The 23264-nt window shown below is 64.7% G+C and carries 28 protein-coding genes; 13 read left to right on the top strand and 15 right to left on the bottom strand.

The features are described from left to right. Positions 1–82 precede the first annotated feature (82 nt). From NY08_RS26275 to NY08_RS14440, 4 genes are read left to right on the top strand one after another with little or no spacing between them, the layout of a single operon-like run. The gene (locus NY08_RS26275) at positions 83–682 is read left to right on the top strand and encodes a serine acetyltransferase (protein WP_045197070.1); all 600 of its coding nucleotides are present in this window, start codon (positions 83–85) and stop codon (positions 680–682) included. Next, complete coding sequence (locus tag NY08_RS26270; RefSeq protein ID WP_045200458.1) at positions 682–1212, top strand: DapH/DapD/GlmU-related protein; 531 nt, start codon at positions 682–684, stop codon at positions 1210–1212. The genes NY08_RS26275 and NY08_RS26270 overlap by 1 nt, the downstream gene beginning before the upstream one ends. An 8-nt stretch (positions 1213–1220) precedes the next feature. After that, positions 1221–2324: a glycosyltransferase gene (locus NY08_RS14445; RefSeq protein ID WP_045197068.1), complete on the top strand. Its 1104-nt coding sequence runs from the start codon at positions 1221–1223 to the stop codon at positions 2322–2324. Next, positions 2311–3021: an SGNH/GDSL hydrolase family protein gene (locus NY08_RS14440; RefSeq protein ID WP_032396193.1), complete on the top strand. Its 711-nt coding sequence runs from the start codon at positions 2311–2313 to the stop codon at positions 3019–3021. Before NY08_RS14445 ends, NY08_RS14440 begins: the two co-directional genes overlap by 14 nt. Positions 3022–3027: 6 nt before the next feature. Here NY08_RS14440 and NY08_RS14435 read toward each other — a convergent pair whose 3' ends face one another. Continuing rightward, positions 3028–3813: an SGNH/GDSL hydrolase family protein gene (locus tag NY08_RS14435; RefSeq protein ID WP_045197065.1), complete on the bottom strand. Its 786-nt coding sequence runs from the start codon at positions 3811–3813 to the stop codon at positions 3028–3030. Between the two features lie 388 nt (positions 3814–4201). Between NY08_RS14435 and NY08_RS14430 the strand changes: the two genes are divergently transcribed. Together NY08_RS14430 and NY08_RS14425 are read left to right on the top strand one after the other, a co-directional pair. Further along, positions 4202–5821, top strand: a complete 1620-nt coding sequence (locus NY08_RS14430) for a polysaccharide biosynthesis tyrosine autokinase (protein WP_045197064.1) — start codon at positions 4202–4204, stop codon at positions 5819–5821. A gap of 410 nt (positions 5822–6231) precedes the next feature. Next, the gene (locus tag NY08_RS14425; protein ID WP_158462558.1) at positions 6232–6837 is read left to right on the top strand and encodes a YveK family protein; all 606 of its coding nucleotides are present in this window, start codon (positions 6232–6234) and stop codon (positions 6835–6837) included. Here the strand turns inward: NY08_RS14425 and NY08_RS25220 are convergent. Beyond that, positions 6834–7442 (bottom strand): TetR/AcrR family transcriptional regulator, encoded by a 609-nt coding sequence (locus tag NY08_RS25220; RefSeq protein ID WP_144407373.1) that lies wholly within the window; start codon positions 7440–7442, stop codon positions 6834–6836. The two genes, NY08_RS14425 and NY08_RS25220, sit on opposite strands and share 4 nt — an antisense overlap. Positions 7443–7504: 62 nt before the next feature. On the opposite strand from NY08_RS25220, the gene NY08_RS14415 reads away from it, so the two are divergent. After that, complete coding sequence (locus NY08_RS14415) at positions 7505–8476, top strand: oxygenase MpaB family protein (RefSeq protein ID WP_082073807.1); 972 nt, start codon at positions 7505–7507, stop codon at positions 8474–8476. On the opposite strand, the gene NY08_RS14410 is transcribed toward NY08_RS14415, so the two are convergent. From NY08_RS14410 to NY08_RS14390, 5 genes are read right to left on the bottom strand one after another with little or no spacing between them, the layout of a single operon-like run. Beyond that, a complete protein-coding gene (locus NY08_RS14410; protein WP_045197062.1) occupies positions 8436–9458 on the bottom strand; it encodes a hypothetical protein in 1023 nt (340 codons plus the stop codon). The genes NY08_RS14415 and NY08_RS14410 overlap by 41 nt on opposite strands. Positions 9459–9507: 49 nt before the next feature. Further along, positions 9508–9948, bottom strand: coding sequence for a preprotein translocase (locus NY08_RS14405; RefSeq protein ID WP_032396187.1), 441 nt, complete (start codon positions 9946–9948; stop codon positions 9508–9510). After that, complete coding sequence (gene tatC, locus NY08_RS14400) at positions 9936–10724, bottom strand: twin-arginine translocase subunit TatC (protein WP_052049758.1); 789 nt, start codon at positions 10722–10724, stop codon at positions 9936–9938. The genes NY08_RS14405 and tatC overlap by 13 nt, the downstream gene beginning before the upstream one ends. Then, positions 10721–10954: a twin-arginine translocase TatA/TatE family subunit gene (locus tag NY08_RS14395; RefSeq protein ID WP_045197060.1), complete on the bottom strand. Its 234-nt coding sequence runs from the start codon at positions 10952–10954 to the stop codon at positions 10721–10723. The genes tatC and NY08_RS14395 overlap by 4 nt, the downstream gene beginning before the upstream one ends. Positions 10955–10994: 40 nt before the next feature. After that, positions 10995–12011, bottom strand: a complete 1017-nt coding sequence (locus NY08_RS14390; protein ID WP_045197058.1) for a dioxygenase family protein — start codon at positions 12009–12011, stop codon at positions 10995–10997. Positions 12012–12187: 176 nt separating this feature from the next. Between NY08_RS14390 and NY08_RS14385 the strand changes: the two genes are divergently transcribed. Both NY08_RS14385 and NY08_RS14380 read left to right on the top strand, forming a co-directional pair. Further along, positions 12188–13216 carry an ABC transporter substrate-binding protein gene (locus NY08_RS14385; RefSeq protein WP_045197056.1) on the top strand — a complete coding sequence of 343 codons (1029 nt, stop codon included), beginning with the start codon at positions 12188–12190 and terminating at the stop codon, positions 13214–13216. A gap of 100 nt (positions 13217–13316) precedes the next feature. Continuing rightward, positions 13317–13607, top strand: a complete 291-nt coding sequence (locus NY08_RS14380) for a hypothetical protein (RefSeq protein WP_052683818.1) — start codon at positions 13317–13319, stop codon at positions 13605–13607. 6 nt (positions 13608–13613) lie between these two features. Here NY08_RS14380 and NY08_RS14375 read toward each other — a convergent pair whose 3' ends face one another. The 3 genes from NY08_RS14375 to NY08_RS25215 form a co-directional block, all read right to left on the bottom strand. Then, entirely contained in the window at positions 13614–14099 is a 486-nt protein-coding gene (locus NY08_RS14375) for a DinB family protein (protein WP_235386903.1), read from the bottom strand. Between the two features lie 138 nt (positions 14100–14237). Further along, positions 14238–14852, bottom strand: coding sequence for a class I SAM-dependent methyltransferase (locus NY08_RS14370; protein ID WP_045197052.1), 615 nt, complete (start codon positions 14850–14852; stop codon positions 14238–14240). Positions 14853–14946: 94 nt separating this feature from the next. Continuing rightward, positions 14947–15795, bottom strand: a complete 849-nt coding sequence (locus NY08_RS25215; protein ID WP_268748799.1) for a GGDEF domain-containing protein — start codon at positions 15793–15795, stop codon at positions 14947–14949. A 209-nt stretch (positions 15796–16004) separates the two neighbouring features. Between NY08_RS25215 and NY08_RS14360 the strand changes: the two genes are divergently transcribed. The 3 genes from NY08_RS14360 to NY08_RS14350 all read left to right on the top strand — a co-directional run bounded on the left by NY08_RS14360 (position 16005) and on the right by NY08_RS14350 (position 18150). Continuing rightward, positions 16005–16439 (top strand): hypothetical protein, encoded by a 435-nt coding sequence (locus NY08_RS14360; protein ID WP_045197050.1) that lies wholly within the window; start codon positions 16005–16007, stop codon positions 16437–16439. A 191-nt stretch (positions 16440–16630) separates the two neighbouring features. Then, on the top strand, positions 16631–16957 hold the full coding sequence (locus tag NY08_RS25865; RefSeq protein ID WP_045200446.1) for a hypothetical protein: 327 nt from the start codon (positions 16631–16633) through the stop codon (positions 16955–16957). Positions 16958–17181: 224 nt separating this feature from the next. After that, a complete protein-coding gene (locus NY08_RS14350; RefSeq protein ID WP_045197048.1) occupies positions 17182–18150 on the top strand; it encodes an AurF N-oxygenase family protein in 969 nt (322 codons plus the stop codon). Here the strand turns inward: NY08_RS14350 and NY08_RS25205 are convergent. From NY08_RS25205 to NY08_RS14330, 4 genes are read right to left on the bottom strand one after another with little or no spacing between them, the layout of a single operon-like run. After that, the gene (locus NY08_RS25205; RefSeq protein WP_052683815.1) at positions 18123–18854 is read right to left on the bottom strand and encodes a TetR/AcrR family transcriptional regulator; all 732 of its coding nucleotides are present in this window, start codon (positions 18852–18854) and stop codon (positions 18123–18125) included. The two genes, NY08_RS14350 and NY08_RS25205, sit on opposite strands and share 28 nt — an antisense overlap. Before the next feature lie 35 nt (positions 18855–18889). Beyond that, on the bottom strand, positions 18890–19429 hold the full coding sequence (locus NY08_RS14340) for a copper resistance CopC family protein (protein WP_045197047.1): 540 nt from the start codon (positions 19427–19429) through the stop codon (positions 18890–18892). A gap of 27 nt (positions 19430–19456) precedes the next feature. Beyond that, positions 19457–19813, bottom strand: coding sequence for an ArsR/SmtB family transcription factor (locus NY08_RS14335; protein ID WP_032396178.1), 357 nt, complete (start codon positions 19811–19813; stop codon positions 19457–19459). Positions 19814–19827: 14 nt separating this feature from the next. Then, the gene (locus tag NY08_RS14330) at positions 19828–21033 is read right to left on the bottom strand and encodes an MFS transporter (RefSeq protein WP_045200442.1); all 1206 of its coding nucleotides are present in this window, start codon (positions 21031–21033) and stop codon (positions 19828–19830) included. A 163-nt stretch (positions 21034–21196) separates the two neighbouring features. Here NY08_RS14330 and NY08_RS14325 point away from each other — a divergent pair, with 163 nt between their 5' ends. Beyond that, positions 21197–22423: a GGDEF domain-containing protein gene (locus NY08_RS14325; RefSeq protein ID WP_158462556.1), complete on the top strand. Its 1227-nt coding sequence runs from the start codon at positions 21197–21199 to the stop codon at positions 22421–22423. A 69-nt stretch (positions 22424–22492) separates the two neighbouring features. Here the strand turns inward: NY08_RS14325 and NY08_RS14320 are convergent, their stop codons facing one another. Beyond that, on the bottom strand, positions 22493–23257 hold the full coding sequence (locus tag NY08_RS14320) for a DeoR/GlpR family DNA-binding transcription regulator (protein ID WP_032396176.1): 765 nt from the start codon (positions 23255–23257) through the stop codon (positions 22493–22495). Between the last annotated feature and the right edge of the window lie 7 nt (positions 23258–23264).

Below are 23264 nucleotides of genomic sequence, written 5' to 3'. Positions count from 1 at the left end.
GCGGAACCCATCTGCGTCGCACGGCCATACGATGCAGTATGACGGGTGGACACCACGGCTGCGCGACCTTAGATTTGCACCCATGCCGCCGTACACCGCGAAGAAATCCTTTTTGATTCGCTTGGCTCGAATCTGGGCGCGGCCGCTGTGGTGGGGTGTGCTCACATCGGGAAACGAAGACCTCGTGCGAGCAGACGTCGCGAGGTGGATCGAATGCATCGGCAACGATGCTCTGGTCCCCTTGGACGAATACTCGCGGTTCGCCTACCTCGCGGGTGCACTGCACGAATTTCGGAACGTCGTCCACTTCAGACTGCGGCAGAGCCCCCTGGCTGTGCGGATCGCTCTGAAGAAGATCTACCGACCGGACCGGACGATCCTCCTCGAGTCGGATTCCATCGGCCCCGGGATCTTCCTGCACCACGGCAACGGAATCATGGTCTCGGCAACCTCGATCGGCCGAAATTTCTGGGTCAACCAGCACGCGTCCGTCGGCTACTCACCGAAGGGGCGACCCACCATCGGAGACGACGTCATGGTGGCGGCCGGAGCCGTCGTCACCGGCCCGATCGTGCTCGGAGACGGTGTCACGATCGGGGCCAATGCGGTTGTGGTGAAGGATGTTCCGCCGGGCACCGTCATGGCTGCGCCGCTGGCGCAGCCGCTCAGGAAACGCACGTGATCGGCCGATCGCTCGCCGGCTTCACCGGAGCGGGATACGACAAAGGCAGACCGTTCCACATCCAGGTGCTGTGGATGCTCGCGTCGAGCCTGCTGGTCTCGCCGTGGTGGTGTCCCAATTCGATTCGGCTGCAGGTACTCCGGATGTTCGGTGCACGGATCGGCGACGGAGTGTCGATCAGGCACCGCGTCCGCATCCACTGGCCGTGGAAGCTCACCGTCGGCGATCACTCGTGGATCGGTGAGGACGCCTGGATTCTCAACCTGGAACCGGTGACGATTGGAACGAACACCTGTATTTCCCAGGCCGTGCTGCTGTGCACCGGCAGCCACGACCGGCGCTCGGCGACATTCGAGTTCGACAACGCACCCATCGTGGTGGGCGACCGAGCGTGGATTGCGGCGCGGGCGACCGTTCTGCGCGGGGTCAACATCGGTGACGACGCGACGATCGGAGCAACGGCACTGGTGACCGCCGATGTAGCCGAGGGCGCGACGGTGTTGGCACCCGCCGCCCGCCGTCGGGAGTGAGTGGCGTGATGCGCATCCTGCATGTGGTGACGCTGATATCCGAGGACGGTGCCTACGGTGGGCCCGCACGGGTTGCGCTCAACCAGGCCGACGCGCTCGCCGATCTGGGCCACGAGGTGACCGTCGCCGCGGCAGGCAACGGACCTCCGCCCACCGCAGGTGCCGTCGACATCCGGTTGTTCCGACCGCGAACGGTGATTCCGCACAGTGGATTTGCAGGCCTCGCCGCTCCCGGCATGCTGCGGTGGTTGGCCGAGCACGCGAGGACGTTCGACGTCGCCCACGTCCACCTGGCCCGTGATCTGGTGACACTCCCCGCTGCCGGTCTGTGTCGACTGCGCGGCGTCCCGTCGGTGGTGCAAACCCACGGAATGATCGATGCGAGCGACAAACTGCTCGCCCGTCCGCTCGATGCTGTGGCCACACGATCCGTCCTGCGCCGATCGGCCGCAGTCTTCTACCTCACCGAGCGAGAACGAGCCGATTTGGTCGAGGTGGCGGGCACGGGGATGAACCTGGTGAATGTGATCAACGGCGTTCCCGCGTTGCCGGAGAAGATGCCGAACACCGATCCGGAAGTGTTGTTTCTGGCGCGCCTCCATCCGCGGAAGCGGCCGGACCTCTTCGTGGATATGGCCGACATCCTGGTCCGCGAGAACGATTCGGTGACCTGTGCGATGGTCGGCCCGGACGCGGGAATGGCACACTCCATCGCGCAGCGGACCGGCCCCCGGATTCGATGGGAGGGGCCGTGCGCCCCCGAGAAGACGGCCGAACGCATGCGAGCGGCCACGATCTATGTGCTGCCCTCCGTCGACGAGCCCTATCCGATGTCGGTGCTCGAGGCCATGGCGGTCGGGCTGCCGGTCGTGGTCACCGACAGCTGCGGTCTCGCACCGGACATCACCCGCATCGGGTGCGGAATCGCGGTTCCAGGCGGTGAGCTGCAGCCGCTCGTCGACGCTGTGAGATCGCTTCTGGGCGATGCGAACCTACGCGCCGAGATGGGCAGGCGAGGCCGGGTGGCGGCGCGCACCGAGTTCGGTACCGACGCCGTCGCAAAGATGCTCGACGAGCAATATCGACAGGCGGTGCAGCATGTCTCGCGGTAGAGCGGCGCTGCTGATCCTGGTGGTGATCGTCGTCGTGGCCGGCGTCGTGGTCGTCGGCCTGCGGTACGACGCGACGCGGACCGAGCCCGGATCGTCCGACGTCTCCGCCGCGCCGTTCGTTCCGTCGTCCAACGGGGGACCGACCGCCGTCTTCATCGGAGACTCGTACGTATCCGGCGCGGGTGCAAGCGATCTCGGCCATCGATGGACATCGATCGTCGCGGCCGACAAGCTGTGGACCGAGCAGAACATCGGAATCGGTTCCACCGGATACGCACTCGCGGCACCGGACTGTGGAGCCGAGCGATGCGGCAGCTTCCAGGAGATGGCCGGATATGCCGTGACCTTGAAGCCGCCGATCGTCGTGGTGGCCGGCGGCACCAACGACTTCACCGAGTTCGTTCGCGACCCGACCGAGACCGTCAACGCGATCTACGACACCATGGGCACACTTCGTACCGGGCTCCCCACCGCACGCATCATCGCCGTCGGACCTTCTTCGGCGGGCGAGGTTCCGCCGTTCGTCACCGCCTACGAGGGCGTGGTGCGCGACGCGGTGAACGCAGTCGGCGGAGAGTTCGTGTCACTGACCGACCCGGACGTCATCGACGAGGACATGCTCGATCCCGACGGAGTGCACGTCGACGACCGGGGACACGCTGCCATCGCCGACGCCGTCGAACAGGCCCTGAAGTAGCGGTTCTCACCCCAGTGCCGTCTGCACTCGCCGGCTTATCGCGCTGTGGCCCAGGTTGTCCACGTTCTCACCGTCCGGGAGCACGGTCGCGGGATCGACCACTGGTGGATCGAGCAGTGAAACATATTGCGCACCAAACACTTCTGCCGTATCGCGGACGTCGCGATCCAGGCCGAGAACCGTATCGGTGGCTTCGCCCGTTGTCGACGGGCCGACGGCGATGATGCGCGCGTTCGGCAGGGCATTGCGAATCTCGATGTACGTCGTCGCAATGGCGGCCTGTACCGCTGTCGGATCCTCGGCGTAGGCGGCCACGTCGTTCTGGCCACCCGAGACCACAACGATCGACGGATTCGTCGCCACGGCGTCGACCGCCGTCGTCTGATAATTGGGGCACGTATCCAGTCCGCACACCTCCGCGCCTGCCGTGGCGAGATAGCCCGTGCCTGCCACGCCGAAGTTGCGTTCGTCCCAGTTCATCGCCGTCGCCAGCAGGGACGTCCACCGTTCGCTCGACGGTTCCGCTCCGACACCCTGTGTGTACGAATCTCCGACGAACGCGGCAACGAGTTGCGGTGCCGCAGCTTCGGTGGTCGGCGAAGCGCTGGTGGTGGTGGCCGGCGGCTGCGAGGTGGACGGAGTGAAGGCAGCGACAGAAGCGGTGTCCGGAGCTGCCTCGCGCGTGGAGTTCACGAACAGGGCAACAGCGACGAAGGCGAGCGCAGCGACGACTGCTATCGCACCACTGACCTTCCACCACACATCTCGCGACGCACCGCGCAAACCGGCCATGACGGTAGATTCTGCCCGACGCAACAGTTCGACGGTCCGGTTATTTCTGCGCGACTCGGCGAAAGACCGAAAGCGTCGGTCGAGAGTGGCGAGGATCACCTCGAGTTTCGCGGGCGCCCGATTACTGCTTATCGTCGCACCGCAGAGGGGTCTGGCAGTGCTGCCAGCGGGGGACGGTCGGCACGTCGGGAGTCCGAAATCGGGTTCCGTAGACCCGATGAATCCTCACAACGGGACATTTACTTGATTGTGCTCGTGAATCAAACGAATGAATTGTGAGGAGAGACGCGGCTTCTCATCCGGTGCACGGAAATGAATTACCTATGTAACGATTGAGCCACGCAGTGACACGTTGCGAGTTGTACGAACGAACGAGGAGCGCGAAAGCATGGAGATACAGGATTATCTGAGAATCCTGAAGGCGAGGTGGATCATCATCGCCGTCACCGTGATCGTCGCCATCCTGGGTGCGTTGGGCGCGTCCCTGTTGACGACGCCGCTCTACGAGTCGAGCGCACGGATGTTCGTCTCCACCTCCGGTGGAACGTCGGTGAGTGAGACGTACCAGGGCAACCTGTTCTCGCAGCAGCGAGTGGCGTCCTACTCGGAGTTGGTGACCAGCGAGGCACTCGCGGCCCGAGTGCTCGACGTCCTTCCCCTCGGACTGACGCCGTCGCAGTTGGCCGCGAAGGTCAAAGCGTCGTCGACTCCCGACACCGTTCTGTTCGACATCACCGTCACCGACCCGTCCCCTGCGACTGCTCGCGACATCGCCAACGCAATGGCCTCGGAGCTGACGTCACAGGTACGCGACCTGGAGACCCCGGAAGACGGCGGAACCCCGTCGGCGGGCGTCAAGACCTTCCAACAGGCCGACGCGTCCGCATCACCGGTCAGCCCGAACACCAAGCGCAACCTCGCCCTCGGTGCCGCCGTGGGCCTGTTGCTCGGTATCGCACTTGCCGTTCTGCGTGATCGTCTGGACAACACCATCAAGGACCGTCGAGAGATCGAGTCGATCTCCGGCAAGGCGTTGGTGGGCACCATCCCGTTCGACAAGGAGCGCAAGACGCATCCGGCCGTCGACTTCCAGGATCTTGCCCAGTCGTCCAGTGCCGAGGCTTTCCGTGAGCTCCGCACCAACCTGCAGTTCCTCGAAGTCGATCATCCTCCTCGCGTCATCGTCGTCACCAGTGCGATTCCGAGCGAGGGCAAGACGACCACGGCGGTGAACCTGGCCGTCGCGCTCGCCGAGGCCGGACACCACGTGGTTCTCGTCGAGGGCGATCTGCGTCGCCCCCGCATCTCGAAGTACCTGGGTCTCATCGGATCCGTCGGCCTCAGCACTGTTCTCGCCGGACAGGCCAAGGTGGACGAGGTGCTGCAGCCGACAAGGTACGAGGGTCTGCAGGCCTTGGCGTCCGGCCCGCTGCCGCCCAACCCGTCCGAGCTGTTGGGCTCGGAAGCATCTCGCGCACTGATGGTCGAGCTGCGCTCCAAGTTCGACTACGTGATCGTCGACGGCGCTCCGCTGCTGCCGGTCACCGACTCGGCCGTTCTCACCACCCACAGCGACGGCGCTCTTCTGGTCACCCGCTACGGGCACACCAAGAGCAACGAATTGTCCAGGGCCATCGGCAATCTCGAAACCATTGGGGCGCACGTCCTGGGCGTGGTGCTGGCATTGACGCCTTCGAAGAAGGGCGACATGTACAGCTACTCGTACAACTACTCCGCCGACGCCAGCCTGCCCAGGCAGACGGCACCGCCGGTTCCCGCGCCTCAGGCTCCGGTTGCGGCGCCGGCTCCTCCGACCCCGGCATCGGCACCTGCTGCGCCGCAACCTGCCTCGGTGCGTCCTGGATCGACCCAGACCGCATCGGCTGCACCGAGCGCAGCCGCACGTACCGCAGCCCCCGCCGCCGCGCCGTACTCTCGGGCACGTCGCGCCGAGACACCCGGCGATGTGCCCAGAAACGGCGTCGAGAACCCCGGTCTGAGGAAATGAGCACTGGGTGATCGTGTGCGTCACGATCGCCCAGAGCTTCGCTTGGACCCTCCACTCGTGCCTATGACAGCCCCCGCAAGGGTCATCGTGGCGAGTGCAACCGGGTCCATCTGCAACCGGGACGATTCGGTTGCGACGGTCACCGCGGTGGCACAGCGCGACAACTCGGCTCAGTCGCGGGTCCAGCAGCAGGCAGCGCAGTCGCACACTCGGGTGTGCTCGCGCCGACCTGTGAGGGTGGCTACGAGACGGCGAATCATGGCGGTCACGCCGCATATTCGTGACCGATCACAGTATGGATGGGTCCGACTTCGGCCCGTCCGGATCGGGCGAATAACGCGAGATGTGGAGCGCAACCAAGCCGGTCGATTCCAGAGCCTCGAGACTGGGAGATGGGGGTCGGGGTGTCGGTGCGTAGTTTCGTGAAGACGGTGATCGCGGGCTGGCGCGTCGTCGCCGTGTCCATCGTGCTGTCGATGGCGACGGCATTCGGAATCACCTCGCTGATCACGCCGGTGTACGAATCTCGCACTCAGATGTTCGTCTCCACCTCGGGGTCCACGACTGTGAGCGATACGTACGTGGGGAACTTGTTCGTGGGGCAGGCCGTGTCGTCGTACGCAGAATTGGTGACCAACGAGGCTGTGGCCTCGAGAGTCATCGCCGATCTCGCGCTCGATCTCACTCCGGCGGAGTTGATTGGCAAGGTGTCGACGTCGTCCTCGCCGGATACCGTCGTGTTCGATATCGTCGCCACCGACACCTCGCCGGAGCTCGCGCGCGATATCGCGAACACCATGGCCACGGAAGTGAGTGCAGTAGTTGCGGAGCTCAACGACCCCGGGAACGGGGAGCCGCCCTCGGTGGTGTTGAGGATGTACAGCCAGAGCGAAGCGTCCGATGCACCGATCACTCCGAACACCCGGGCCTATCTGGTGGGCGGAGCAGTAGTAGGAGTACTCATCGGAACCGTGTTGGTGCTCGCCCGTCACCGTGTGAGCGGGACCGGACGCTAGGCGCGTCGCGCGACCGCCGACACTGCGCGGGCAAGTGCGTCGGACAGTTCACTCTCGCTGGTGGAACGAGCGGACAGGTCCTGATCGTCGAACACGGCCTGGGACGCACCGATGGCGAACAGGATTCGCCAGGTGGCCTCGGCATCGGCGTCGCTCGTTCCGAACCTCGCCGACAGCCAGCCGGTCACGGTGTCGGCCAACTGATGGTTGGTGCGAACGATCCGCGCGGCGAACAACTCTCCGTCGGTCGCGTTGCGGGACTGGATGAAGAACGCGCGCATGGCTCCCCGGTGCTCCGCGAACACCGCGAGCGCGGCCTCTGCGAGCATCTGCACAGCTCGGTCGTCGTCGGATTCTTGTTCTGCGGCTGAAAATGCCGCTGCGGCAGCATGTTCGATGCGAGTCAGCACGTCTTCCTGGGCTGCACTCAGCAGGCCTGTTCGATCTCCGAAACGATGGTAGATGGACCCGTTGGACCCGCCGTAACGCTGGGCGACGGCAGCGATCGTCACCGCCTGTAGGCCACCCTCGTGCAGCAACTCGATGGTCGCTGACACCATTCGCGCAGTGGATCCTTCGCTGCGGGACTGCACGGGCGTACGCACGGCCCCATGCTAGTCGGCTCGTAGGGCTTGCCAAATTAGAGTGAGCATTCTAGTTTGAGGATATGACGACGATCACAGTGCGCGGACAGCGGTTCGGCGGGGTTCCCAGGGATCACTGGAGGCGTGTCAACGACTCGCTCGACCCGGACACTGACTTCGTGCAGATCTATCGAAATCTGGCTGTGCACGAGTTTCCATGGGACATCACTCAGGCGCTGTCCTTTGCGCTGTTCCGGACGTTCGCGGTACCGGGCATCGGCAAGCTCCTCGACGACACCGGTGCATTCACCGGGGCCACTCAGAAGCGCTACGACGACACGGTGCTGCTGCTCGAGGTGCCGTTCCTGCGGGGCTTCGACGACGAGCAGGGCCGTGCCGCGATCCGCCGGATCAATCAGATGCACCGAAGCTACGACATACCCAATCACGAGATGCTGTACGTGCTCGCGACTTTCGTCGTCGTTCCGCAGCGCTGGATATCCGTGTGGGGTAAACGGCCCATGACCGACATCGAAGTACGAGCATCGGTCAGGTATTTTCGAACGCTGGGCAAGCGCATGGGGATATCGGACATGCCCGACTCGTTCGAGGGCTTCGCGCACTTGATGGACGACTACGAAGCGGAGTGCTTCGCCTTCGATCCCGGCGCTCGACGCGTCGCCGACGCCACTCTGGCTCTACTCGCCTCGTTCGTCTCACCCGTCCCGAAGGGAATCGTTCGCGTGGTGAGTCTCGCTCTCATGGATGCACCGCTGCGAAATGCGTTGGGCTACAGCCACCCTCCTCTGGCGCTGGAGCGGCTCGTCACAGCCGCGATGCGTGCGCGAGGACGTGCTCTGCGACTGTTTCCTGCTCGCCTCACGCAGCGACGCAATGCCGACTCGCAGCGAATGCGTTCCTATTCGGACGGATTCGACATTGCCCAACTGGGCACGTTTCCGGGCGGGTGCCCTGTGCGTTCCGTCGACGCACATGGGTCTCGTAGCGGTCGCGCTACACCCGGTCCTTACCCGGCTGGTGCGTCGGATCGATGAGGAACAGGCTGCTGCCGTCCAATCCGTCTCTGCGGTGGATGTTTCCGCGCAATCCGGCTTCGACCAGTCGCGCCGCGATCTCGTAGATCTCCTCGAGGCGATGGTCGGTGAGATCGGGTCTGATCGCGAGATGGATCTCGTCGCCGATGTGGCGTAGCACCGCCTCGAAGTTCGGGCTCACCGAGCTGTAGAGCTCCTCGCATTGGACGACCAGCGCGTCGGACATCACGAAGTCGTCCTCGGCTCCGAGCAACGGGATGACGCCGAAGTCCTCGAGAAGGTTGATCAGCTGTACCCCACTACGTCCGGCCGCGGTCGATCGATCCGCCAGCACACCGGATTCCACTTCCTTCGTCGTGAAGATCAGTGTCGCCTCGGCGCTGGGATCGAGCAGACCCAGATCGGCGCGCATGGCCGTCAACAGCAGCGAGTGCATCCGGATGATGTACGCGTGCTCGCTCTGCAGACGTTCGTGTGCCGGAGCGGGGATTCCCGTTTCGGGAGCCAGCGGGGCGAACACCCGACGGTCGATGCCCGTCGACAACTCCAACGCCAACGGATGAACCCGCCTGCGCGCGACCACCAATGCGGCGGAGAGCGCAAGGTTCAACCGGTCGTAGGCCTTGTTCAAGGACTGCGTCGCAGCCGTGAGATCGCCGACAGGAGTCGAGACCACCGCTGCCGAAATCTCCTCCGCCACAACCCGATCGACATTCGACAGGGCGAACAGCAACTCTTGGTACCGCGCCGTCACCTGATCGCGGCTCCACGAGTCGCTCTCACCCGACTGGCGTACCTGACGGTCGACGGCAGTGTGCAGTGCCGCCACCTCGCGGGAGATGACGTCCTCGTTCGCGCCGACCCGACGCACACTGAGCGCCGCCCATGCCGCACCGAGGGCAGCGATGACGACGACGATCAAAGTCCACACCTGAACTGCCGTGACACCCGACTCCGAGGCAGCTACGACGCTGGTAGTCATGGGCTACATCATGCCCGAGTGTGTTACACGTTGTCCTTCTTTCGCCGCCCTAACCTGTGGCTGCGACATCCGGCAGTACCTGCGCCGCGATACGACGGGGGTCGTTCTCGGGTAACGACTCGATGAGGATGCGTCGTGGATGCGATGCCGCTCCGGTGATGAGATATTTCTGGCCGGGTCGTACGCGGGCTGCTTCGTCGATCACTTCGTCCGGCCACTCGGATTTCGGAGCGGAGTCGGTGTCACGCAATGCGTCGGCGACGATGCGGCGTGGATCGTACTGGCGCAGATCCATCGACTCCCATTCCGAGCGGCGCAGCGGAACGCCCATTTCGTCTTCTGCTGCGGTGCGGGTGGACTCGACGAAACTGCGCACGGAGCGGACGGTCCGTGCCAGTTGATGGGCGTATCCGGGTAGTCGCGAGGGGCCGAGGACGAAGCCGGCGATGATCGCTACCAGGAACAGTTTCTCGAAGGTCAAGCCGAACATGATGTGAGCTCCGGTTTCGGTGAAGTCAGGATGCGTCGAGCCGCTCGGCGGTCGTGTATCTCGGTGATCACGACGGCCGCACCGAACAGGGTGGCCATCGGCAACGCGACCAGGAACATGGACAGGACGTCGGCGGCGGGAGTGACGAGCGCACTGAACAGGGCGATTCCGACGACGCTGAGCCGCCAACTGCTACGTAGTCGATGCGCAGAAAGAATGCCGAGGCAGTTCAACATCACCAGCAATGCCGGCAATACGAACGCGATTCCGGTCGCCAGCACGATCTTCATCACGAAGTCCACGTAGTACGAGGCGTTGAGGATGGTGCTGTCCTGGTCCGAGGAGAACCCGGCGAGCACGCTGACCATGCGAGGGAAGATGGTGAACCCGAACACGCAGCCGGCCACGAACAGTGGAGCCGCTGCGGCCGAGAAACCGTAGACGTACTTCTTCTCCCGACGCGTCAAACCTGGTGCGAGATAAGCGAACAGCTCACGCAGCCACACCGGAGACGACACGATCACGCCGGCGAACAGTGCGATTCTCAGTTCGAGATCGAAAGCGCCGGTGACGGTGTCGAAGTTCAGGCTGGCATCACGGGAGAGGGCGAGCTCCTCGACGGGCGCACGGAGGATGTCGAGAATCTGGTCGGTGAGGGCGAACCCGATCGCTACGCCGACGATCAGCGACACCGCCGCGCGCACTGCGCGGCGACGAGCCTCGCGCACATGCCCGGCAAGGGGCATCGTTCCTCGCGCGGCGGTGGCTGTGCTCATGATGCGTGGCGGTACGGAACCGGAACGGACGCGTCGGCGAATGTCGGTTCCGTGGTGGCGGTGGTCTCGTCACGCGTCGCGGTCTTCTTGTCCTCGCGCACTTCGTCTTTCAGGATTCGCATCGACTGACCGACGCCCTTGGCGAGGGAGGGGAGCTTGGTCGAGCCGAACACGAGCAGCAGGATGGCGAGAACGATGAGGGCGTGCCATCCGGTGAGGTTGTGCAACATGGTGATTCCTTAGCTGGTGGGTGGTGTGAGGTGGGGGTGATCAGTTGGTGGGGGCAGAGCCGGCATTGGGCGGTCCGCCCGCCGGGGGAGTGCCGCCGCCCATGGGGGCCTGGCCGCCACCGCCGCCGCCTCCGCCCGCGGGGGCAGCGCTCATCGTCGGTTCGGTGGTGGCGTCGATCGCCACCGCGAGTGATCCGACGTAGCCGGAGGTGGGACCGCCGGTGAACGTGCCCATCTCCAGCTCGTAGCCGTCGCCGAAGACATTGTCGTTGTCGAGGCTGCCCATCTGGGTCAGGTTCTTCGCCGACTCGGGGTAGACGTCGGTCTTGTCCTGATAGATCGCCTCGAGCATGTCCTGCGGGAACGCGACCTGTGAGGTGGCAATGGCGTTGTCCACGTTGGTCGCCGACGCGGCGTCGGGGTAGACCTCGAAGTGCATGTGGGTCCAGCGGCCGGAGTAGCAGCCGGGAACGACGGTCTCGAAGGTGACGGTGCCGTCGGAGCCGGCCGCTTGGATGCCGCGGAGATACGTCTCGTCCTCGACCCCCTCGGAATACATCGAGTACTGGCCGTCCGCATCGCACTGCCACACGTACACGGCCGCACCCTCGTACGGTCGACTGTCGTTCGCCAGGTCGGTGAGCGTGAAGGTGAACGTGAGGGGCACTCCGCTCACCGTGGTTCCGCCGTCCAGGCTGGAGGTGATGTCGCTGCGGACGATGCCCGATTCCTCGAGGACGTTGACGCCGTTGGTGCCGTCCGCCGGGTAGGGGCCGTTGGTCTCCTGGGGGATCTCGCTCGTCGCCGTCGAGGTGGTCGTCGACGCGGTTGCCGTGGTGGCGGCGGAACTTCCGGCGCTGGAGGTGCTCGAGCATGCGGCCAGAGCGAACGCGCCCGCTCCTGCGCCGACGAGACTCAGTACACGGCGGCGCGTGACGAGGGTGGTGATATCGAAGCCTGCACCCTGGTCGACGACCTCCTCGGTGGGGCGGTCGAGAAGCCGTCCCTCGTAGGCGGGTCCGTCGGGTGTATCGGTCGGCTCGGGGATTCGGGTCATTGTCGTACGTCTCCTTCGTTGCGGCACTGAATGTTTCGGTAGTGCCAATACTCTGGGACGTTGCGGTGAGGACCCTGGACCTCCGCTGCGAGGTTCCTGTGAACGGTTCGACCCGATGAAAGACCTCTTGGTAGCTAAGGCTAACCTCATCATGCGTACCGACCTGAAGGACTGTGATGACTCTTCGTGTGACCACCCGCTTCGCTGCACTCCTCACCGCTGTCGCGGCCGCGTCCTTCGCGCTCGCCGGGTGCAGCTCGACGGAAACGACCAACAGCCCGGCCGCCGCCGCGTCCACCGGCTCGTTTCCGCTGACCGTGCAGCACATGTACGGCGAGACCACCCTCGACGCAGTGCCCGAACGGGTCGCGACGTGGGGATTCGGCACCACCGACGCGGTGCTCGCGCTCGGTGTCGTCCCGGTGGCGATGCCCTCGGCGGAGTACGGCGGCGGTGACGATCTGATCTACCCGTGGGTGTCCGACGCGATCGAGTCGTCCGGCGGTCCGGCCCCGGTTCTGCTCGACAACGTCACCGACGCACTGTCCGTCGAGAAGCTTCTCGCCACCGACCCGGACGTGCTGTTGGCACCGCATTCCGGGTTGACGCGGGCCGGGTACGACGCGGTGACCGCAGCCGGGGTCCCCGTCATCGCCCCGCCGAAGGAACTGTGGTCGACGCCGTGGCGCGATGTCATCACCACAACCGGTGATGTTCTCGGGGTGCCGGACAGGGCGCGTGATCTCGTCGCCGATCTGGATTCTCAGGTGCAGGACGCAGGTGCTCGCCATCCCGAATTCGACGGCCGCACAATCGCATACGTGTCCGAGGCTGCCGACGTGTACTACCTGCTACTGCCGTCGGACCCCAGAGTGGAGCTGCTCGAGAACCTCGGCTTCGTCTCGCCTGCATCGGTGACCGGCCTCGCGACCGACGATGCCACCTACTCGACCACGGTCTCGGCCGAGAACATCTCCACGATCGACGCCGATGTGGTGTTCACTCAGGTCGACACCGACGACGCCCTGCAGCAATTCCTCGATTCGCCTGTCTCACGTCAGATTCCGGCAGTCGCCGCCGGTGCGGTCGCCGGATTCGTCGGTCAGGAGGCCGGAGCTGCAGTGGGCCCGACGGCACTGTCGATTCCGTACTTCCTGCCGACTCTGGTCGACGGACTCGCAGCCGCTGTGAACATCGACCGCTGACGACGATGGGCAATGGTGGACGGCATTCGGACGAGCCCGGAGGCATCTGCGCGCGAGTAGTCTGACCGCGACGACATCGGTCGACTCCGGGAGTGCACTCATGACCTCACGATTGCCCGACGTATTCAGCCGGTCTGCGGTGCAGTACGGCGAGACCGTCAGAGTGGACGACCGCACGACCATTCTGCCGGTATCGCGTCGATCGGCTCGGGGAGCAGAGACCGCGGTGGGGGTGTTCACCATCACGGACGGCACGGCGGTGTGGACCCCCGCCGTCGATACCGGCCGCATCCAACTGATCGGGGTGCTCACCGGCCTCGTTGCTGCGACATTGGGATGTGCTGCGGTCCTGAGGCGGCCGCCGTGGCCGACCGTCACCATCGATCGTTGACCCAGGTCACGCCCGACGGAGGACGTCGCGGGTGAGCTCGAGCTGGCCGAGATGCTGGGCCAACTCGCGCACCAGGTGCGTCAACACCCATTCCGGTGTTGCGGTTGCGAGCTCCGGACGGGTGGTACCCATGACGGTTCGATCGCGAATCCCCTCGCGTACTGCGACATTCACCCACTCGGGCAGACGCGCACGAACCTCGTCGACCCGCGTGATCAGATCGTCGATTCGGCCTGTGGCAGTGAACTCGGCGGCGCGGTCCCGCGGGATCTTCAGACCGGCGATCACCGAACCTGCCCAGTACTCGATCACGGCCACGCAGTGGAACACGATGGCGTACGGACTGTTGGCACCCGGCAGGTCCGGCTTCGTGTTGGCCGGCTCGTCTCCCAGGTCCCGCAGGATCTCCGTCATCGACGACAGGCTCGCGCCCGTGATCGCCAGAAAGGCGTCAGCGACACGGCTTTCGGCGTCGTCCTGCTGCGAGGTCACCACGGGTACGGCTCGCAGTCTTCGAGGAAACAGCCGTACGGATCACTTCCCGGTTCGCCGTGCATCACCGGACCGTACACCCGATCGCCTACCCTTGTGCCTGGGCCCGGCCGACAGGCACCGCTGCGACCGCTGGGATCAGTTTCGACGCGTGACCCGAACCACCGCATCGCGCAACGTCTTCGAGTGCACACCCGTGCCACCGACCGTTCTGGAACGTTCGAGTGCGGTGTCGATGCGCCACGAGGAGGCGTCGAACAGGGCGGTGATGTCTGTCGCGGTGACAGTGGCCTCGTGCGGTGGCTCGCCGTCGTGTGAGTGATGATGCCCGCCGTCGTGCAGATGGCCGACGATGAGCAACGAACCGCCCGGTGCCACCCATTGCGCAATGTGTCGATAGAAGTCCAACTGCGGAATCGACGGATGCGCGTAGTGGGTCGTCACCAGATCCCATCGGTCGGTCGGGTCCCAGGTCGTGAGGTCGGCTTCGATCCAGGTGACGTCGACCCCCGCTGACCGCGCCTGCTTCGCGGCGGTGTCGAGGGCAGCGGCGGAGATGTCGGCACCGGTGACTCGCCAGCCCTGCTCGGCGAGCCAGATCGCTTCTGCTCCGGCACCACAGCCTGCGTCGAGCGCGGTACCGGGCGTCGATCCGGCCGTCTCCTGCACGAGATACGGATTCGCCGCGACGGTGTGGGACGTTCGGTCATCCCAATGGTGCTCCCAGTACTCCTTGTCGAATGCGTGTGTCATCGATCGTCCTCTCCCAGTGGTGTTCCAGGATCAGAGTGACAGCCCGTTCATAGATATGGCAAGTAAGTTTGCCGTATCGGCAAGTTGCGCTGAGTCATAAAGGTGCGTCGGTGATCATTCGATTTCGGCCGGCGCGCTTCGCCTGAAACATCAGTGCGTCAGCTCTGTCGAGTGTGCTGCGAAGACCTTCGTTCGGTCGCTGGAGCGTGTACCCGGCCGAGAACGTCACCCCCGATGACGTGGTGGCGGCGGCAAGAGCCTCGAGTGATCGAAGAGCACCACGACGATCGCAATCGCGCAGAGTGATCACGAATTCCTCTCCGCCCCATCGAGCCAGGAGTCCATCGACGCCGATGCAGCTGCGGGCAGCCGACGCGAAGTCGCGGAGCAACGCGTCGCCGGCGGCGTGGCCGAAGTGGTCGTTGAACTGCTTGAAATGGTCCAGATCGAGAACCGCGACTACTGTGTCGACCGAATCGTCGTCGACGAGGGACACCGCGTAATCCGACCAGCCGCGACGGTTGAGTGCCCCGGTCAGTTGATCCGTTCGCGACGCGAGCAGGATGCCGTCCTCGACCTCTTTCCGTGCGGTGATATCGAGAGCGGCACCGAGCGTCCACTCGGCATCGGACGGACCGGTGAAAGGGACCAGAGTCAGCAGAACCCAGCGAATCTCGTCGTTCGGTAGAACGAACCTCACCTCGACCCTTACGGGTTCGTCCGCGGCCGTCCCGGCGGCCATCAGGTCCTCGACGCTGCCATGGAGCGGGAGGTCGTCCGGGTGAGTGTGCACCGTCGCGGATCGACCGATCAGTTCCGAGGAGGACAAGCCGACGAGTTCGCAGTAGGCCGCATTGACGTCGACGAAGAGCCCATCGGCATCAGAGAGAGCCTGCGCCACGGGGCTGGAGGCGAACATGCGTCGGTACCAGTGATCCTCCACGACGCAACGACCCTCTTTCTCCCCTTCCCGGATGGGGAGTGTAGTTGAGGCCTGTGGCGCATTCGGCTGCCGGCAGCTCCGTCCGGCCGACTCGTGCGGGAACTGTCGCCGGTCAGCGGCAGATTGGCACGAATGTACGACTTTCGGGAACCGTGTGCGCCTACGCGCCGTCCAAGGGGTTGGGGTGGCCGGCCGACGATGGGGTCTCGATGACGACGAAGTGGCGAGAAGTGACGAGCATCGAGTGCCAACAGGATTTCGACGACCTGCTCGACGTCTGTATCGACATCGCCGCCGAACGGATCAGCGAGAACTGGGGATTGCACCCGGTGGCCGTCGTCAACGACCGTTCCGGCGGGCAGCGGGTGCTCGCGCCGCAGCAGCCACTGGGAGACGGGGAGTCGCACGCGGCGATGCACGAACGACTCGTCCGCGATCTGCGCGCCGTCGCCGATGATCTGCGGTCGTACGCCATCGTCTCCGACGCCACCGGCGAGGAGGCGTCGGGCACCTATCTCGAGGTCCTGCTCGAACACCGCGAATATGCGATGCGGATACTCGTCCCGTACCTGATGCCCGACGCCACGACCTTCGATCTGGGTCCGACGAAAGCTTCGGTGGGGCAACGACTTCTGTGGCCCTGACCGCTCCGCAAACGCGCGCGCGTTCGCCGAATGCGCGCGAGATCGTGCCCGGATCGGTGGCGAATCCGAACGCGTCCGACAAGTGCGCGCGCGTATGCGAAACCGGGGGCGTCGGCCTCCTCCAGGGGATTGGCACTCTCACCCGTCGAGTGCCAAAATGGAGGCACATTCTCACTCGAAAGGAGTCCGCAGTGACCGTCACCTCTCCCCACTTCGATACACGTGATTCGGACGACGACATGCCACCGAAGTGGTGGAACCGGCGCATTCGTACCCGCGCGCAGGTGACCGAATATGCCGTCATGTTCGGTGCGATGTCGATCGTCTCGTTCTGGGCCGCGGGCCTGGGCATCGCAGCAGGTTTGATTGCCGTCGCCTCTGCGCTGTGGGCCGATCGCAGCCCCGACCTCTCCGGCCCGCGCGCCGATCGCAGTGACACCGCGCTGGCCATCGGAACCGGAATTCTCGGCATCGTCATCGGCGTGGGCTTCGTCGCGATGGTGTTGCCGTATTGGTGATGGAGCGACTTCGTCGCATGTGAGCGGAACTTCGTAGTCCACTACGAATTACCGTTCACGACCGAAGCGCCTGCCTCGAGGCCGGTCGACCGCACTGCGGTCGGCCGGTTTCGTCGTTTCGAAGAACATTTCTCATGTATCTGCGACGGAGCGTTGCACCAACCAGTTTTATGTGTGACGCTGTGTTGCGTACACATTGTTCGGACGCAGGCGGAAGGACCACCATGACTGCAGTCGACGACGCACGAACGCTCTACCGAGACAGGCTGCACGCACTGTCGACGGCATCGGTGCACCAGCACTTCGACGCCTTCCTCGACATCCCCTGGGACGAGCCCGAGTACGCGATCGTTCCCGACGATCCGCGCTGGGTGCTCCCGGACGCGGACCCGCTCGGCCACACCGACTGGTACAAGTCGCTTCCCCTGGACCGGCAGATTCACATCGGGATGTATCGCCAGGCCAGCATGGTCAAGGTCGGCCTGCAGTTCGAGCAGATCCTCATCAGCGGACTCATGCAGTACGCCCTCACGCTGCCCAACGATTCACCCGAATTCCGGTACTCGACGCACGAGGCCACCGAAGAGTGCCACCACACGCAGATGTTCCAGGAACTGGTGAACCGCATCGGCATCGACGTGCCGGGTGGGCCCGCGTGGTTCCGCAAGATCGTGCCCGTACTGACTCTCTTCGCGAGCCGATCCGCACCGTTCGGATTCTTCGTCGGAGTGCTGGCGGGAGAAGAGCCGATCGACCACATGCAGAAGGGCGTCCTGCGCGCCGGTAGCGTCGGGCACCCGTTGGTCCAGCGAGTGATGCAGATTCACATCGCCGAGGAAGCACGACACATCGGTTTCGCCCATCAGTACCTCGAGCACAAGGCCCCGCGGCTCGGACGCTTCGAGAAGGCGTCGATCTCGATCCTCATGCCCGTCATCATGCGACTGCTGTGCGACGTGATCATGAAACCGAGCAAGCAGATGCGACGCGACCTCGCCATCCCCGACGAGGTTGTCGACGCCGTGTGGTGGAACAGCGAACCGTCACGAAAGGCATTGCGCGACACCTTCGGTGACGTCCGAATGCTGGCCGGCGAGCTCGGACTGATGAACCGCGTGTCCCGACGCGTCTGGCGCGCCCTCGGTATCGACGGACGCCCCTCGCGTTACCGCAGCGAGCCGTCGTTCAGCTGACTCTCGTCGAGGACGCTTTCGAGGGGCACCTGCGGGATCGCGATCCCGCGGGATGCCCCGAGGCCCTTGACCTGCAGCCAGATGGTGTCGGCCAGGAACGTCGCGAAATGATCGAGACCGGTGCGATGTTCGGTCTGCCCGCTCCAACTGCGCACCGCACCCATGCAGCCGGAGACGAGGCCCGCAACCCACGGCCGCACCAGCGACCAGTCGTCGGTGGTCAGGTCTGCGTGCACCAGTGACAGGAATGCCGCGACGCTCACTTCCAACTGCTCGGCCAGCAGAGCGTTGGTCTCCTCGAGGGGCGTGGGTGACTCGGCACTGACGTCCTGCTCGACGAATCGCGTCCACGCGGGATGCTCGGCCACCCAGCGCACGTAGGTGCTCACCATGCGATGCACCGCGTCGCGAGGAGTGCCGGTCAACGCGAACGACGAGACCAACGTGGCCGTCAACTCCGAGCAGATGGCGCGCTGAATGGCCGTGTCCAAGTCGGTTCGATCGCGGAAATGCCGGTACAGCCCGGTGCGGTGCACCCCGGCCTCGGCCGAGATCTGAGCGGTGGTGAGCCGCTCACCGGGTGCGATATCGCGCGCCAGAACCGTCATGGCCGCGTCGATGATGTGGCGTCGACGATCGGAGTTGTGCTGTTCCCAACGGCGCTTACGGCCATCGGACTCCGGGCGCTGGTCACCGTCACTCATGCTGCATGTTCTCACGTCCACATCGGGTGAGGACGTCAGTTGCTGCGTTTACGAAGCGCGAACAGCACACCCGCCGCACCGACCGCGACGACGACCACCGCGACGATCCAGATCGGAAAACCGCTGCTGTCCTCGGGCTCTTCTGCGGCAGTCGGTGTCGTTTCGGTAGGGGCGGGGACTGCGGTGGCTGCGGTTGCCGCCGACGTCGGGGACGCCTGGGTCAGTTGGAACGGAATACTGCCGGTGATCGGATGCCCGTCCGCGGAGACCACTCGGTAGCCGATGGTGTAGTCGCCCGCCGCACCGAGCCCGTCGAGATCGACGGTCACCGTGCTGCCGTCGACGACGGGATCCGATGCCCCCCATTGGGTTCCATCGGCTCCGACGACAGTGACGGTGGCGAAGTTCGACTGCACGGACTGATTGAACGTCAGGGTCACCTCGTCCGGGGCGGCGTCGAGCACGGAGTTCTCGGCAGGGTTGCTGGACTGCAGAGTTGCGTGCGCAGCTGCCGGGGCGATCGACAGTGCCGTCGCGGTGAGAATGGCGGCGGCAATCACGGCCAGGCGTTTCATCGGGTGCTTTCTTGTTGTGGTGCAGGGTTATTCGTGTGGGGGCTCGCCGGTGACCTTGTGGTCGGCGAAGTTGAGGCCCTCACGCACGAGCCGGGCGAGGTGACCGTCGGCCAGGCGGTAGATGACGTTGCGGCCGTCGCGTCGGGTCTCGACGAGTCCGGTGAATCGAAGCTTGGCCAGATGCTGGCTGACGGCGGTGCGGGAGGTTCCGGTGGCCGTGGTCAAGGCGCTGACGTCGGCAGGGCCGCGGTCGAGTAGCCAGAGGATGTGCAGTCGCGTGGGGTCCGAGAGCATCCGAAAGGTGTCACTGGCCGTGGCCAGGCGTGCGGAGTCCGGTTCGACGGCATGGTCGAGACTGATGCGCGGTTCCTTCTTCGGTGGCATCGAACGTCGTCTCCCTACGCGGAGGCGACCACCGACACTCGGGAGCGACTCCACAGGCGTGCTGCGGACAGTGCCGCAAGTGTAGCCAAGCCCGTGAGCACCAGCGCCGCGGTGAACAGTCCGAACCGGGCCCCGACCCAACCCGCAATCGGATAGGTGAGCAGAAACGCCGCGTGCGACAACGAGAACTGCGCCGTGAAGATGGACGTTCGGGTGCTCTCGTCGGATTCACGACGCAGAATCCTCGCCGACGGGGTGTTGATCATCGACGTCCCGACGCCCAGCAGCACCCACGTCGCGGCCAGCGCAACCCAGGCGGTCGACCCTCCGTGCAGGGTCGCCACCAGTGTTGCTGCGGCAGTTCCCATCACGGCCGTCGCAGCCCCGGTGAGCATGAGCGTGTGATCGTTCGTAAATCCGAGGGCTCGTGGGATGCACAATGCTGCGACCATCGAGCCGGTGCCGTAGCAGCCGAGAGCAATGGCCAGCTGACTGCTCGATCCGCCGAACAGATCGCGGACGTAGAGAACGGAGTTGACCACCACGAGAGCAGTCGCCGCAGCGACCACCGTGTTCAACGCGAGCAGTCCCTGCAGTTCGGGATTCCTGACGAACGTCGCGATGCCCGAGGTCGATCGTCGGATCTCGGGTGCGAGGTGCCTCGGAAAGTCGGTACCGACCACCATCACCGCGGAGACGACGAACCCCACAGCCGTGCCGACGAACAGCGTGTGGAAGCCGATGACCGTCAACAATGCGGCGGCGATCAGCGGGCTGACCAGTGATTCGAGGTCGTAGGCCAGTCGCGAGAGCGTCAACGCGCGGGTGTACTGCTGCGCGTCGGGCACCACGGACGGAATGACGGCCTGGAAGGTGGGAGTGAAGGTGGCCGACGCCGCCTGCAGAACGAAGATCAGCACGTAGACCTGCCACACCTGATCGACGAACGGCAAAGCCAGTGCGGTGAGCGCCCTGACGGCGTCGGCGCTGACCAGCACGAGCTTGCGGGGGAGCGTGCCGGTCAGTGACGACACGATCGGAGCGACGAACACGTACGCGATCATCTTGATCGCGAGAGCGGTACCGAGCACGGCTCCCGCGGCACTGCCGGCGATGTCGTAGGCGAGCAGCCCCAGCGCCACCGTCAACAGTCCGGTGCCCAGCAACGCGACGACCTGCGCGGTGAAGAGGCGTCGAAAAGCGGGGTTGGCGAACAACATGAATTCAACGTACACACATGTGCGCAAGTGCGCACTCGTGACGCCTGTGAAAACGGCGCAGACAGGGTCGATAACGCGACTGGCCGCACGTGAAGCGATGTCCTTCTGTAGCGTCGTGCAGAATCGAGCGCAGTCGGTCACATCGAGCATTCAGAGGTGGTTCATGACCGTAACTCGCAACACGTCCAACGAGTTGATGCGTCGAGCCGTCGACCGACTGCCGTCGATGATCGGGTACTGGGACAGCTCGCTCGGCAATGTCTTCGCCAACCGCGTGTACGCCGACTACTTCGGAATCGAACCGCAGGATCTGGTCGGTCAACACATCAGCACACTGCTCGGCGAGGCGCTGTACGAGCTGAACCTGCCGTACATCACCGGTGTCCTCGCCGGCGAGCAGCAACAGTTCGACCGCACGCTCATCGATGTCAACGGTGCTGTGCGCGTCTTTCAGGCCACCTACGTCCCGGATCTCGTCGACGGCGTCGTGGTCGGGTTCACCGAGCTGGTCGTCGATGTCAGTGCGCGCGCCGAGATCGAACGCGAACGAGATCGCGCGATCCGGCTGTTCCAGAACGTGATGGAGAACGCCCCGATCGGCAAAGCCGTGATGACCCGCGACGGACGCTGGCTCCAAGTGAACAAGGCGCTGTGCGAACTACTGGGATACAGCGCAGAAGAGTTGCAGCAGAAAACATTTCGCGATCTCACGCATCCCGACGACATCCCCCTCGCCGACGAACATCTGAAGGGACTGGCCGACGGGACGCTGACGAAGGTGGCGTCGGAAAAGCGGTACATCCGTAAGGACGGAGCCACCATCTGGGTGCAGCGCAACGTGACCGTGGTGCGCGACGCCGAGGCCGGTGACATGATCATCGCGCAGATCCAGGACATCACCGCACGCAAGAACGCGGAAGCGACTCTGGAACGCCAGGCGCTGATCGACGACCTCACCTCGTTGGGAAATCGTCGACGACTCATGGCCGAGCTGAACAGTCTCAAGGAACTGTCGAGCGATCGGCCGGTCGGAGTACTTTTCGTGGACGTCGACGCGTTCAAGTCCATCAACGACCGATTCGGCCACGTCGTCGGCGATCGCGTGCTCGCCGCCATCGGACGTCGCATCCTCGACAACATCCGCGCCGAGGACATCGCCTGCCGAATCGGCGGAGACGAGTTCGTGGCCCTGCTGCACTCCGCCAAATCGGCCGAAGGAGTCGAACGCCTCGCCGACCGAGTCCGCGGACTCCTCGCCGGCCCCTACGATATCGACGGCACCAGCATCCCGGTATCGGTGAGCGTCGGATGGAGCTGGGAACCGACCACCGACCCGGACCACCTACTGCGCATCGCCGACGAGCGAATGTATTCGTCCAAACGCGCCTGAGGTCCGGATCGATGTGGGTTTAGGCCGGTCTGAGTGCAACAGAGTCGCATTGATTCGACTCGGAGGGTTCTAAGCGATGACGACCTCGACGCCCTTGCTCTCGAAGGCGTCGATCTGGGCCCGAGATGCCTCGGAATCGGTGATGAGTGTGGTGCCCGGCGGGATGGGAGCCCAGGCGTGGAAGGGCTTCTGGCCGAGTTTGGCCGAGTGCGCCAGGATGTAGGTCTTCACTGCCCGCTCCATCATCAGTTCCTTGAGTTGGGTCTGCTCGTAACCCGCCTCGCAGATACCGAAATCGGCGGTCACCGCATCGGCTCCGAGGAACGCTCGGTCGAACGAGACTCGCCGCAGCGATGCCTCGGCCAGTGGACCGACGAACCCCTGACTCACGTGTCGCAAGGTTCCGCCGATGCACTCCACATGCACCTCGTCCGCGTCGACCAGTGCTTCGAGAGCGGTCAACCCCGCGGCGATGACGGTCAGATCGACCGCGGTGCGCAGAAACTCCGCCATCGCTCCGACCGTGGTGCCGGCGTCCAACAGAACCGTCTCACCGGGCTCGATGTACTCGGCCGCCTTGGCCGCGATGAGCCGCTTGGCGTCGTATCCCTCGAGGGATCGCTGTTTCACCGACGCCTCGTGGCGGCCGCCGATGGCGATGGCACCGCCGTAGGTGCGGGCCAGCAGTCCTTGCTTGGTGAGGTGGTCGAGATCGCGTCGGATGGTCGAGGCCGTCACCTTGAACAACGCCGACAACTCCTCGACGCTGGTCAGACCGCCCGACTTCGCCAGCCGCACGATCTCACCGCGTCGGGCCTCCGATACTCGCAACACCCACCCC

The sequence above is a fragment of the Rhodococcus sp. B7740 genome, assembly GCF_000954115.1.
In the GTDB taxonomy this organism is placed as follows: Bacteria; Actinomycetota; Actinomycetes; order Mycobacteriales; family Mycobacteriaceae; genus Rhodococcoides.
Note: the sequence above shows the minus strand (reverse complement) of the source record. Positions and strands in the feature narration are given on the sequence as shown.

Bases quoted from the DNA above. Each gene is read 5' to 3' on its own strand.
- NY08_RS26275 (WP_045197070.1), top strand. From the start codon at position 83: ATGCCGCCGTACACCGCGAAGAAATCCTTTTTGATTCGCTTGGCTCGA.
- NY08_RS14445 (WP_045197068.1), top strand. From the start codon at position 1,221: ATGCGCATCCTGCATGTGGTGACGCTGATATCCGAGGACGGTGCCTAC.
- NY08_RS14440 (WP_032396193.1), top strand. From the start codon at position 2,311: ATGTCTCGCGGTAGAGCGGCGCTGCTGATCCTGGTGGTGATCGTCGTC.
- NY08_RS14435 (WP_045197065.1), bottom strand. From the start codon at position 3,813: ATGGCCGGTTTGCGCGGTGCGTCGCGAGATGTGTGGTGGAAGGTCAGT.
- NY08_RS14430 (WP_045197064.1), top strand. From the start codon at position 4,202: ATGGAGATACAGGATTATCTGAGAATCCTGAAGGCGAGGTGGATCATC.
- NY08_RS14415 (WP_082073807.1), top strand. From the start codon at position 7,505: ATGACGACGATCACAGTGCGCGGACAGCGGTTCGGCGGGGTTCCCAGG.
- NY08_RS14410 (WP_045197062.1), bottom strand. From the start codon at position 9,458: ATGACTACCAGCGTCGTAGCTGCCTCGGAGTCGGGTGTCACGGCAGTT.
- NY08_RS14405 (WP_032396187.1), bottom strand. From the start codon at position 9,948: ATGTTCGGCTTGACCTTCGAGAAACTGTTCCTGGTAGCGATCATCGCC.
- tatC (WP_052049758.1), bottom strand. From the start codon at position 10,724: ATGAGCACAGCCACCGCCGCGCGAGGAACGATGCCCCTTGCCGGGCAT.
- NY08_RS14395 (WP_045197060.1), bottom strand. From the start codon at position 10,954: ATGTTGCACAACCTCACCGGATGGCACGCCCTCATCGTTCTCGCCATC.
- NY08_RS14390 (WP_045197058.1), bottom strand. From the start codon at position 12,011: ATGACCCGAATCCCCGAGCCGACCGATACACCCGACGGACCCGCCTAC.
- NY08_RS14385 (WP_045197056.1), top strand. From the start codon at position 12,188: ATGACTCTTCGTGTGACCACCCGCTTCGCTGCACTCCTCACCGCTGTC.
- NY08_RS14380 (WP_052683818.1), top strand. From the start codon at position 13,317: ATGACCTCACGATTGCCCGACGTATTCAGCCGGTCTGCGGTGCAGTAC.
- NY08_RS14370 (WP_045197052.1), bottom strand. From the start codon at position 14,852: ATGACACACGCATTCGACAAGGAGTACTGGGAGCACCATTGGGATGAC.
- NY08_RS14360 (WP_045197050.1), top strand. From the start codon at position 16,005: ATGACGACGAAGTGGCGAGAAGTGACGAGCATCGAGTGCCAACAGGAT.
- NY08_RS14350 (WP_045197048.1), top strand. From the start codon at position 17,182: ATGACTGCAGTCGACGACGCACGAACGCTCTACCGAGACAGGCTGCAC.
- NY08_RS25205 (WP_052683815.1), bottom strand. From the start codon at position 18,854: ATGAGTGACGGTGACCAGCGCCCGGAGTCCGATGGCCGTAAGCGCCGT.
- NY08_RS14340 (WP_045197047.1), bottom strand. From the start codon at position 19,429: ATGAAACGCCTGGCCGTGATTGCCGCCGCCATTCTCACCGCGACGGCA.
- NY08_RS14335 (WP_032396178.1), bottom strand. From the start codon at position 19,813: ATGCCACCGAAGAAGGAACCGCGCATCAGTCTCGACCATGCCGTCGAA.
- NY08_RS14330 (WP_045200442.1), bottom strand. From the start codon at position 21,033: ATGTTGTTCGCCAACCCCGCTTTTCGACGCCTCTTCACCGCGCAGGTC.
- NY08_RS14325 (WP_158462556.1), top strand. From the start codon at position 21,197: ATGACCGTAACTCGCAACACGTCCAACGAGTTGATGCGTCGAGCCGTC.